Origin of the sequence: Neptunicella marina, assembly GCF_014270035.1 — a bacterium.
GTDB lineage: Bacteria > Pseudomonadota > Gammaproteobacteria > Enterobacterales > Alteromonadaceae > Neptunicella > Neptunicella marina.
Map to the genome: position 1 here is coordinate 32,262 of NZ_JACNEP010000017.1, position 10,817 is coordinate 43,078.

The window sequence follows — 10,817 nt, forward strand, 5'->3', positions numbered from 1 at the left end:
TAAACAGGCGCTTTTTTTATGTCTGAAAACTGGCCATATGTAGCTGAAAATTTGGTCTGAAGTTTGCACTAAGTTGCTCTAAATATTTAACTCATCAATTGTGTTGGTTTGGTCTTTATAGGCTGAACCAACTGTTATATAAGGGATTGCGATATGAACGTTGATAGCACAAATCCGGTCACTGCCGCTTATTACAACAACAAAGCGGCAAATATTGTCCCCTCACCGACCACCGGCAATGATGCGGATGAAACTGAAAAAAGCACGGGCGACAAGGTGTTTTTATCCGAGGCGTTTGAGCAAATTGTGGCAAACCGGATCGGGCTCGACAAAGAAAAAATGGATGAACTTAAACAAAAAATTGAAGAGTTGGAAAACAAAGAATCCTTAACCGACAAAGAAAAACTGGAGTTGGAGCAGTTACGCAATGCGTTGGAAGAGCTGGTAAAACAAGCCGCCGAGCGTGAAGCAAAAAGTCAGGCCGCAGGTAACCCCGATGTTAAGCCTGTCGCTACTGCAAGCGCTGCGCAGCTGGCGGTTTATCAAATGTATTCAAAGCAGCCTGATAAAGAAACTTAATAACGGTTCCCTTGTGTAATCGATAAAAAGTGGATTATTGTGATTACCAAGGGATTATGTCGGTCTAATTACCGAGCGACTTTGTCGCATTTAAGGTAACAGTTAGTATTATCTAGTTCAATAAATGTGTAAATATTTCCTTTAAAACATGAGTTGATTAGACGTTTTGTATATTATTGAATTAGTCAGAATATTAAAGGTAGCCAATGTATACAATAAGTAAAATTGCGAAAGAGGCAAATGTTGGTGTAGAGACCATTCGTTTCTATGAACGCAAAGGCTTACTTGAACAACCCATCAAACCGATACAAGGATACAGGCAATATACAGAACAAGCACTTTCAAGAGTATTGTTCATAAAGCGTGCACAGTATTTAGGTTTTACATTGGCGGAAATATCATCATTATTAATATTAAGTGCTAGTAATTGTGAAGATGTTCAGCAACTCGCTGAGCAAAAGCTTGCAGTAATTGAAGATAAGTTAAGAGATTTGCTTAATCTTAAAGAAAGCCTTGTCTCACTTGTTTCAGACTGTAAAAATAATCCAAGTGATAAAGATTGCCCGATCATTCAGTCACTCCAACCGTAAAATGACACATCACTTGACTCCGTACCCATGTACGGAGTTTATGCTGTATATAAAGAACAGTTTAATAGACGTAAATATGGCAAAAAGTAGTCAACTATCAATCTTAGGCGGGCTTGCCGCAGCAATCGGTGCCAGTGCCTGCTGTGCTGGGCCACTTGTTTTGCTTTTATTGGGTATAAGTGGATCATGGATTAGCCATTTAACACTCTTAGACCCTTATCGTCCTATTTTTATATTCGTGGTTGTGGTTTTATTTGGCTTTGCTGGGTGGAAGATACATCAGCCTGTTGAAAACTGTGCGGATGGCGAGGCATGTGCAGTTCCAAAGGTAAGAGCGCGACGAAAAGCAGTATTTTGGTTTACCACACTGTTGGCGTTTGTTTTTGTTACCAGCAACTACTGGATCATATGGGTCGTGTAGGTGCTATCACTTAACTCTAATTGGAGAGAAAGATGAAGAAGTTATTGATTACAACATTATTGTTGATAAGCAGCACGGCGACGTTTGCCAAAGATGTAACTGTTACGTTAGAAGTTCCGTCCATGGATTGTGTAACGTGCCCGATAACAGTAGAAAAAGCACTTGAGCGCGTTAAAGGCGTTAAACAAGTGGAAGTGACATTTGAAAATAAACTTGCTGTTGTAACATTTGACGATGAGGTGACAAATTCTGATGCATTAACGAAGGCTACAAAGAATGCTGGTTATCCTTCATTAGTAAAGTCGTAAGGCCTTCGCTAGTTGAACGATAATGAAATCCTCTGAGGAACACAAAACTATGGCGAAAATAGAACTCTCATCGACGATTACTTGCCCACATTGCAATTATAGCCAGCAAGAAGAAATGCCAACCACTGCATGCCAATTTTTTTATGAATGCACTAAATGTAAATCACTGCTAAAGCCTCTGAGCGGCGACTGCTGCGTTTATTGCTCATATGGAACAGTGAAGTGCCCTCCAATTCAAGAGGGCAACAGTTGTTGTAATTAAAAAGTAGTCAGTTGAACAACTGGCTATTTTTCATGCTGATTCATGCAAAGCTTGTGACCTCTCAACTCTCAGTGCAGTTGTATTCATATCATTTCTAAGCCACATACTGCGCACGCCATTCGGGCTAACTTCAATTCCTAATGCTTTAGTTAGCTTCATCGCAACCTTCTGCTGACCTAGGTGGGGATGTTCAAGAGAGAACTCGATTACCGCTTTCTCGATTTCCATATCTACACAGTTTTTATGCCGTATGTTAGGCGTTTCTTGCCGTTTTAAGGCATCAGGCCCGCCTTGCTTGACCAATTTCAGATGACGGTAGATAGTGTCGCGAGACACCCCACTTTGACGCGAAGCCTTAGAGACATTACCTAGTCTTTCAACCAAGGCAAGGATCTCTAGCTTCTTTTGAATTTCTAAGTCTTCAACCGCTAATTTACTCGGCTCATTGACTTCTGATACTGCAAGTTTGCGCCCCGCGAAGTGCGCAGTAAACCCTTTCTTGCTGGTGTTTCTGATTTCTATTTTCTGATTTGCAATGGAGTGCTTAAACGGTGAGTCAATCAAGTAAAATTTGTTACCATAACTAAAAGTATGGTCATTACGGATTTTGCGATGGTCTTTAATTACGCAGATATCATCAAGGGTAGTGTGTTTGGATAATGGTGTGAATTCTGATGTTTGATGCTTCGATTTTACTTCGATATGTGACCGCCAAAACTGCGGGATAAATACATGTTTGAGGTAGGCGTTTGCAGCGGCAATATCAGTAATGTTACTCAGCCTTAATTCAGGCACTAAACGGTCTTGGAAGGTATCGAAAGCTCGCTCAATACGACCTTTACCTTGTGGTGAATTGGCAAAGATAATTTCAATACCCAACTCTTCACAAGCTCTTTGCATTTGTGAGAAGTTACACCGCTTAGGGCCACCGAAGATACCTGCTCTGTCTACATAGAGTGTTTTGAAAACGCCTTTTGTTTCAATGCAGTCTCGCATGACTTTTAAGCAACCAACGGTGGTTTCAGAGGGGAAGAATTCAGCATGCACTTCACTGGTAGCATCATCAATCATGGCGATTAGGCAGTGCTTCCTATTCCCAAACCAGCGATGTGGACTACCGTCCATTTGCATCATTAGGCCAGCAGCCTCCATACGCTCTCTGCGCTTACGCACGATGCCTCGTCTACGTTTGGCACGCTTAACATGGTGAATATCATGTGCCCAGCCACGCAGCGTCTCTCGCTTCACTACGATGTGTTCATCGGCCTCTAACTTTTCCGCAAGATGTAGTAAATTCAAATCAAAATACTTTTCTTTGATTAAGGCCTGCACTGCTTTTTTAATTGAAACGGGCGTTTTATTAGGTGGTGATTTTCCACTATTGCCATGCACAACAAACTGAATACCAACTTGCTGATACCGTGTTACATAGCGTTCAATCGAACGGCGAGACTTGCTTAGTAGCTTAGCAGCGTTGGCTATTGTTATCCTGCCTTCAACAACTTTAGCAATTATATCAACGGTGAGTTGAGCTTTAGAATCCATCACAATCATCCTCAACATGCCTCAAATATTCAAAAAAAGAACATTACCAGACATGTAAAAAAGTGACCGACAGTTTCCCTTGGTAATTAGCGAATACGACAGAATCGCTTGGTAATTAAGATACGACAAAGTCGCTTGGTGTTAACAATAAAAAGTGGATTATTCACAACTCTATCTGACACTTTTGATTTTAGAGCTTAACCAAACCTGACTGTCTACTTTGTGCCGGTAGGGTCATTCAAAGTTTGGTTGGTGAAAGACTGCTTTGTACGTAAAGCAGCCGTTCAGACTGTTGCTTGTTATAACTGTCCACTTTATTTTTCAACTACCAGTTTTGCGAATGCCTAAGTGTATGATTTGGCAGCTTAAAGCGGTACTATGCCAATAGTGATTTATTCATATGCAATTCTTAGGGGCCGCATCATTTAACTGTTCTGTGTCAGGAGAATCATGGCATCTCATAAGCGACTAAAAAGTGTTGTACAAAGCTCGGCTCACCATTCAGTGAGTGCGCTTTCTTTTGTGCATCCTCATCTTGGTCAAGCTTGCGAGGAAGCAGGCCTGGAATCTATAGAAATCTATGTGTCTGATACTGAGCCATGCCCAGAAAGATTTTTACACATTGAACCACTGAGGCAGGCGCTAAATAGCCTCAAAGAAACATTCTATAGTTTGGTAGTTACTGAGGGGTTCGAGCCAAAAGATATTGAATCAGTAAAAATGGTTTTTGAGTTCAAGCATGGTCAGCTCGATCACTATTGTAGTGTTTGCACAGCTTCGTTGGTTAGTGCATCTAAAACGCACCAAAGTAAGGTTAATTACCTTGGAAACACAGAACAAGTTTAGGCAAAGCTGGGCCGTTGCTAAAGACCTGAGGAAATAATGAGCTACGACGAACACGATGCAGCAATGGACGATTTCTATGACAGGATTAGCGAAGAGCTATTTCCTGAACATAAAGAAATAGCTATTGAACAGTTCATCGAAGAAAGAATGCAGTCGTATTTCCTAAAGAATCCAAACGTAATTCATCCAGCGATTGAAAGCTCAAATCATGCCGGTGACCTTTTACAAGTTTCGCCATCTTGTGCATTAGTAATGTACACAACGGCAATAGAGCTTTACTTAAAGGCAGTTTTGCTAAAGCCTGTCTTATATGGAATGGTCCATAACGAAAATATTGCGGGGCTTATTGTTGATTCTTCAACAGGTCAGGCTGGCTTTAATCGGTACAATAAACTGCTAACGGCGCTTTGTATCCAAGCTGCACAAATTGATTTAGCCTCTATTAAAGGTAAGGAAAATAAGCCGATCCTAAAAGAAGCAGAAGATGTTCAGTCGATTCGAAATAAGGTAGTACATCAGGGCTATAGGGTTACACCTGAAGAGCTGGGTCAAGCCAAAGATATTGCGTACCTTATGCTCACTGAGGTAGTAGAGCCCGTGCTAAACAACCTAGAATTAGTGATCGCAAGTAATGAAGCAGGCTTTTGTGTGTCAAAGGCTTAACAAGCGGGACAAACTTTTCACTGGCGCTCTAAGCTTGCCCCTGTTGCGGGCGTTAGCTTCTCAAATTTAGCAAGGAAGAGTGATGAGAATTGAATCAATTAGGATTGAGAACTTTAGATCTTTTAAAGATGAAACGATAAATCTAGATAACTACAACTGCTTAGTTGGTGCCAATGGTGCAGGTAAATCTACGGTTTTAAATGCTCTTAACCTTTTCTTTCGTCAATATAAGGACGCAAGTACTGATCTAAGTAAACTATCAGAAAATGACTTTCATCATAAAGACACCAAAAGTGAGATCAAAGTAACTGTCACGTTTTGTGATCTCAGTGATGAAGCTAAAGAAGCTTTGTCCGCCTATGTTAGGCAAGACAAACTGATAGTGACTTCAATCGCGACTTTTGATGAATCTAGCCAGAAGGCCGAAGTAAAACAATATGGTAATAGGTTAGGTATATCTGACTTTCGAAAGTGGTTTGATGCAAAGAAAGTTGGTGAAAAGGTAACTGAGCTTAAGTCTATATATGATGAATTAAGCTCATCATATTCCGATCTTCCTACTGTTAAGCAAAAGCAAGCAATGGAAGATGCTCTGAATGAATATGAAGAGAAGAATCCAGATAAATGCAGCCTAATACCATCGGAAGACCAGTTTTATGGAATTAGTAAAGGGGTAAATAAGCTTTCGCCATATATTCAGTGGGTGTTTGTCTCAGCATCAAAGGATGCTACTACAGAAGCTGAAGAGTCAAAGAATTCTGCGCTGGGTCAGCTTTTGGAAAGGGCAGTAAGATCACGAGTCAATTTTAGCGATAGAGTTAAAGCTTTAAGAGAAAAATTGGTAAGTGATTACCAAAAAATGCTAGACGCAGAGCAAAGCGTTCTATCAGATCTTTCAAGTTCAATCGAAGCCCGGTTAAAGGTCTGGGCGAATCCATCAGCGACCGCAAAGGTAGAATGGAAGCAGGATCCTGAAAAAACTATTAAAGTAGATGAGCCATGGGCCCATGTAGTAATCGGTGAAAAAGGGTTTGACGGCGAACTAGGAAGGTTTGGTCACGGGATGCAACGCTCATTTTTGCTATCGTTGTTACAGGAGCTCGCATCTATTGGTAGTTCAGGACCGACCCTCATTATGGGTATCGAGGAGCCCGAACTTTATCAACATCCTCCACAAGCTAGATATCTCTCAGAAATCATCCAAGATCTCTCTTCACAAGGTTGTCAAATACTTGCTTGTTCTCATAGTCCGTATTTCATACCAGGAGACAATTTCTCATCCGTTAGAGTTGTTAGAGAAATAGGAGAGCCATGTTGTTCTGAAATATCTAGTGTTGGTTATGATGAAATTACACAAAAGCTAAACGAAGTGGGTGAAAAACTTGTTCAAGAGTCTGGAATGTTAGCTAAGCTCTACCCAACATTAAGGCCTGAAATCAATGAGATATTCTTTTGCAAAAAGCTTATTCTTGTCGAAGGCATAGAAGATGTAGCTTACATAACCACCTATATTGAGCTTCTAAATAAAAGGAACCAATTTAGGATGGAAGGATGGCACATAGTACCTGTTGGAGGTAAAAGTGAACTCATTCGTCCCATCTGTATAGCAAAAGCATTGAATATCCCTTTATATGTTATTTTTGATGGGGACAAGAATAAAGAAGACCTCGAGAAAATCGCTCAACTCTCTGAAAGTGAAGAAGAAGTAGATAAAAATAAGCTTCAGAAAATTCAGGGGGAAATCACTCGCCATAAAAAAGACAACAAAGCGATCTTAAAGCTCATGTGTGAGGATGAGGCTCTTCATTGGAGTGACACAACGATCCATCTAGACCGAATTACAATGTGGTCAACCAATATAACACAAGTGTCCGAGAGCGATTTTGGCGATCGCTGGAAAGACTTTCAAAATCAGTCTTCAGCACATTATGGTAACGTCAAAAACTTGAAGAAAAATCCGCTTGCAGTTGCCAAAGCTTTGGAGCTTGCATGGAAAGAAAATGTTAAAAGCCAATCTATTATAGATCTGGTTAATAATATTTTGAGGCCAGAAGCCAACAGGTAAATATTGTCGGACTCACTAACGCTCACCGCAAATTTAGGCGTTGAATGTCCGCTCTTTGTCTTGATCTCACTGTCTGAAGCGGACTAATACACACTAACCATCTGATGACCGCTTCTCGCTCATAGCTGCCGGTTACATCCAGTCTACACTTTCTATAAAAAGTGTCAGATGATATATGAATGACTACAGATAAAGAGCCAGCATTAAGCTGGCTTTTTTGATTCTACCAATAACGCAGTTCAGTGGATTTACCACGGAATATCCAGTAGGAAAATAAGGTGTACGCCACAATCACCGGTAAGACAAAAATTACTCCATAGAAGATAAAACGCAGGGCTTCCGGCGCACTGGCGGCTTGTTCAGCCGTTAACTGATTCGGTACCACATAGGGAAAATAGCTGTAAGCCAGTCCCAGAATACAAAGTACAAACAAACTGGTTACTGCGCCAAAAGGGATCCAGCAGCCGAAATCGTTTTGATGGGGGACCAGTCGTAAATATCTGTCTACTACAGCAACGATAAGTACACACATCACAGGAACCGGCAATAGTAACAGTGCCGCCGGCATCGATAACCAGCGCTCGGCCACTGCAGGGCTGATAAGCGGGTTGATAATACAGATGCCTGCAATGCCAATCGCCGCTAACCAGCCGGCACGACGTGCCCATTTGGCCGCATATTTTTGCACACTGCCTTCTGTTTTAAGTACCAGCCAAGCACCACCAATATAGGCGTAAGCGGCTGCAACACCAGCGGCACTTAATAGTGCAAAAGTGTACGCCTGCCAGTCGCTTTTAAACCCCATTACATACATGCCTAATGCATAACCCTGGGTTAATGCGGCAATAAGTGAACCGAGTTTAAATAGTCGATCCCATAAAAGCTGATGATGAGTAACCGCTTTAGCTCTGAAATCAAAAGCTACACCTCTTAAAATTAACGCGCTCAACATGATAGATACCGGAATGTAGAGTTCGTGCAGTACCAGACTGTAAGCCTGAGGGAAAGCAATTAACAGAATACCAATGGCCAGTACTAACCAGGTTTCATTGGCATCCCAGAAGGGACCTATGGATGCGATCATCTGGTCGCGCTGCGTTTTATTGTTCATAGGTAACATGATGCCAACACCCAGATCATAACCATCCAGAATGGCGTAGATAAGCACGGCCAGCCCCATCAATATTAAAAAGATATCAGGTAAGTATTGTTCAAGCATGAGTTTGCTCCTGCTGAGAAGCGCTGTTTTGCGCAGTAAGCGAACGACTGTAATTAAGTTCACTCAATTCATATTCTTCCACTTTGACCGACTTGCGTGCCATATAAAATAAGGTGTGCAGATAGGCGCCAAGTAAAACCACATAAAGGGTCAGATATAAGGCTAAGGAGAAACCAACATTTTGTGGTGCGATAGGGGTGACTGCATCAGCGGTTTTTAATACCCCTTCTACCAGATAAGGTTGACGGCCGATTTCGGTAACGTACCAACCCGCTAACGTGGCAAGCCAGCCAGAAAAACTCATGGCAACCAGCGCTTTTTGGGTGAATGAATTGAGCTTTTTATGTCTTTTTAATTGATAGGTGGCGTACCAGCTGATCAGCAGCATTAACATGCCGGTTGCAACCATTACTCTGAAGCCAAAAAAGACGGGTTTTACCGGTGGATGTTCGGCAAATTCTTCCAGCCCTTTTACTTCACCATCCACTTTGTGCGTCAGGATAATACTGGCCATATTGGGGATAGGGATTTCAAAGTGATTGGTTTTTTGTTGTTCGTCTGGCCAGGCAAACAGTAACAGGGGTAAACCTTTTTCTGTTTTCCATGCGCCTTCCATCGCTGCAACTTTTTGCGGTTGATGCTCAAGGGTGTTTAAGCCGTGCATATCGCCAGCCAAAATTTGCAGTGGGATCAGTATCGCTGCGCAATACACAGCGGTTTTAAGTGCCAGTTTAGGAGCACGTTTATCATCACCTTTTAATAAGCGGTATGCCGATATACCTGCAATCAGGAAGCTGGCGGTCAGGCCGGATGCCAGTAGCATGTGGGTTAAACGATAAGGCATAGAGGGATTAAAAATAATCTGCCACCAGTCAACCGGATGGGCGACACCATTGATCATTTCAAAGCCGGTTGGGGTATGCATCCAGGAGTTAAGGGCGATGATCCAAAATGCGGAAATACTGGTGCCTACGGCAACAATCAGACTGGAAAGTGTATGTAACCAAGGCGGCAGGCGATTAATGCCAAATAACATCGCGCCTAAAAAAGTCGCTTCAAGAAAAAAGGCAGTGAGCACTTCATACCCTAATAAAGGGCCTGCAATGTTGCCGACCTTTTCCATAAAGCCTGGCCAGTTGGTACCAAACTGGAATGACATGGTGATACCTGATACCACCCCTAAGGCAAAGGTAAGCGCGAATATCTTGACCCAGAAGCGATAAATTCGCATCCATACCGGATGTCCGGACAATTGATGGCGCAATTTGAAATAAAACAGGAACCAGCCCAACGCAATGGTGATGGTTGGAAACAAAATGTGAAAACTAATATTAGCGGCAAACTGGATCCGCGATAAAACTAAGGTGTCTAACATCATGACTCCCAGACAGGTTTAAGCAAGAGCGTGTTGATCTTCGCGGTATGAATTTTGTTCTAACTAAACACTTTTTAATCGCGACGCTTATTTGCAGGCCTAATGGATTAAGTCAAAAATAAGCAACAAAGAGTAAAAAGTGTTTAAGACGAACCCTTCGGGCAACGTTTGCGCGGCATTTCTACTGCTTCAGCACGCATTTATGTAGAACAACTACACTGCATTTGTGCTTTATTGTTTAAATACCGCGCAACTAGTTGCAAAAATATACCGCAAAGATCAACACGCTCTAGTAAAAAATAATGCGATTATTTGGTAAGACGATCTTTGAGCTCCAGTACTTTTCCGACTCCTGAGCCGAGCTTTAACAGGGTTTTCAGCTGTTCTGGTTTCATGCGTTGCACGTCGTCAAACCAACTGCCGAACATTTCCAGCAGGTTGTGAATTTGTTGCATTTGATTAAGGGCGTATTCGTTGGTGTCACTGTTGTTATGGCTCATTAACTGGCCACGTAACAGTGATAGTGTCGGATCCATTTCCCGTTTACGTCTTTCTACCATCACCTGCATACCAAGATCCCAGATACTGCCATTAGGCTTAAAGTAGTCCTTGCGATCACCCAATACCGACTGGGTTCTAATCAGGTTCCAGCTTTGCAGTTCTTTAATACCCATGCTGACATTACCCCGCGAAATACCCAATGTGGCGGCTATTTGGTCAGCATTTAATGGGTCTTCGCTAAAAACGATCAGTGCAAACATCTGGCCGACTGTGCGGTTAAATCCCCAGCGACTGCCCATTTCACCAAAATGCATGATGCATGACTCAAGCTCAGGTGACATTTTTATTCCTTGTTTGAATTTTCAGAAATTATTGAAAATAATAAATCTAAGTTTGATTTAACGCAATAAAGATTCAAATAAAGTTTGTTGGAAAAGGGGAAA

Annotated in this window: 12 protein-coding genes; 8 read left to right on the forward strand and 4 right to left on the reverse strand. The window is 41.9% G+C overall.

What is annotated here, in order from left to right:
• Positions 1-153 precede the first annotated feature (153 nt).
• The 5 genes from H8B19_RS15980 to H8B19_RS19075 all read left to right on the forward strand — a co-directional run bounded on the left by H8B19_RS15980 (position 154) and on the right by H8B19_RS19075 (position 2,160).
• A complete protein-coding gene (locus H8B19_RS15980) occupies positions 154-579 on the forward strand; it encodes a hypothetical protein (protein WP_186507899.1) in 426 nt (141 codons plus the stop codon).
• 206 nt (positions 580-785) lie between these two features.
• Positions 786-1,169: a MerR family transcriptional regulator gene (locus H8B19_RS15985; RefSeq protein ID WP_186507900.1), complete on the forward strand. Its 384-nt coding sequence runs from the start codon at positions 786-788 to the stop codon at positions 1,167-1,169.
• 40 nt (positions 1,170-1,209) lie between these two features.
• On the forward strand, positions 1,210-1,590 hold the full coding sequence (locus H8B19_RS15990) for a mercuric transporter MerT family protein (RefSeq protein ID WP_479682837.1): 381 nt from the start codon (positions 1,210-1,212) through the stop codon (positions 1,588-1,590).
• Between the two features lie 32 nt (positions 1,591-1,622).
• On the forward strand, positions 1,623-1,898 hold the full coding sequence (merP, locus tag H8B19_RS15995; RefSeq protein WP_186507901.1) for a mercury resistance system periplasmic binding protein MerP: 276 nt from the start codon (positions 1,623-1,625) through the stop codon (positions 1,896-1,898).
• A 49-nt stretch (positions 1,899-1,947) separates the two neighbouring features.
• A complete protein-coding gene (locus tag H8B19_RS19075) occupies positions 1,948-2,160 on the forward strand; it encodes a GDCCVxC domain-containing (seleno)protein (RefSeq protein ID WP_108569075.1) in 213 nt (70 codons plus the stop codon).
• Between the two features lie 30 nt (positions 2,161-2,190).
• Here H8B19_RS19075 and H8B19_RS16000 read toward each other — a convergent pair whose 3' ends face one another.
• Positions 2,191-3,714 (reverse strand): ISNCY family transposase, encoded by a 1,524-nt coding sequence (locus tag H8B19_RS16000; RefSeq protein WP_186507902.1) that lies wholly within the window; start codon positions 3,712-3,714, stop codon positions 2,191-2,193.
• A 441-nt stretch (positions 3,715-4,155) separates the two neighbouring features.
• On the opposite strand from H8B19_RS16000, the gene H8B19_RS16005 reads away from it, so the two are divergent.
• The 3 genes from H8B19_RS16005 (at position 4,156) to H8B19_RS16015 (ending at position 7,279) form a co-directional block, all read left to right on the forward strand.
• Entirely contained in the window at positions 4,156-4,551 is a 396-nt protein-coding gene (locus H8B19_RS16005) for a hypothetical protein (protein ID WP_186507903.1), read from the forward strand.
• Between the two features lie 36 nt (positions 4,552-4,587).
• Complete coding sequence (locus H8B19_RS16010; protein ID WP_186507904.1) at positions 4,588-5,214, forward strand: hypothetical protein; 627 nt, start codon at positions 4,588-4,590, stop codon at positions 5,212-5,214.
• Between the two features lie 82 nt (positions 5,215-5,296).
• Positions 5,297-7,279: an AAA family ATPase gene (locus H8B19_RS16015; protein ID WP_186507905.1), complete on the forward strand. Its 1,983-nt coding sequence runs from the start codon at positions 5,297-5,299 to the stop codon at positions 7,277-7,279.
• Positions 7,280-7,502: 223 nt separating this feature from the next.
• Here the strand turns inward: H8B19_RS16015 and H8B19_RS16020 are convergent, their stop codons facing one another.
• The 3 genes from H8B19_RS16020 to H8B19_RS16030 form a co-directional block, all read right to left on the reverse strand.
• The gene (locus H8B19_RS16020) at positions 7,503-8,498 is read right to left on the reverse strand and encodes a cytochrome d ubiquinol oxidase subunit II (protein WP_186507906.1); all 996 of its coding nucleotides are present in this window, start codon (positions 8,496-8,498) and stop codon (positions 7,503-7,505) included.
• On the reverse strand, positions 8,491-9,873 hold the full coding sequence (locus tag H8B19_RS16025) for a cytochrome ubiquinol oxidase subunit I (RefSeq protein WP_186507907.1): 1,383 nt from the start codon (positions 9,871-9,873) through the stop codon (positions 8,491-8,493). Before H8B19_RS16025 ends, H8B19_RS16020 begins: the two co-directional genes overlap by 8 nt.
• A gap of 308 nt (positions 9,874-10,181) precedes the next feature.
• Positions 10,182-10,721 carry a MarR family transcriptional regulator gene (locus H8B19_RS16030; RefSeq protein WP_186507932.1) on the reverse strand — a complete coding sequence of 180 codons (540 nt, stop codon included), beginning with the start codon at positions 10,719-10,721 and terminating at the stop codon, positions 10,182-10,184.
• Positions 10,722-10,817: the final 96 nt, after the last annotated feature.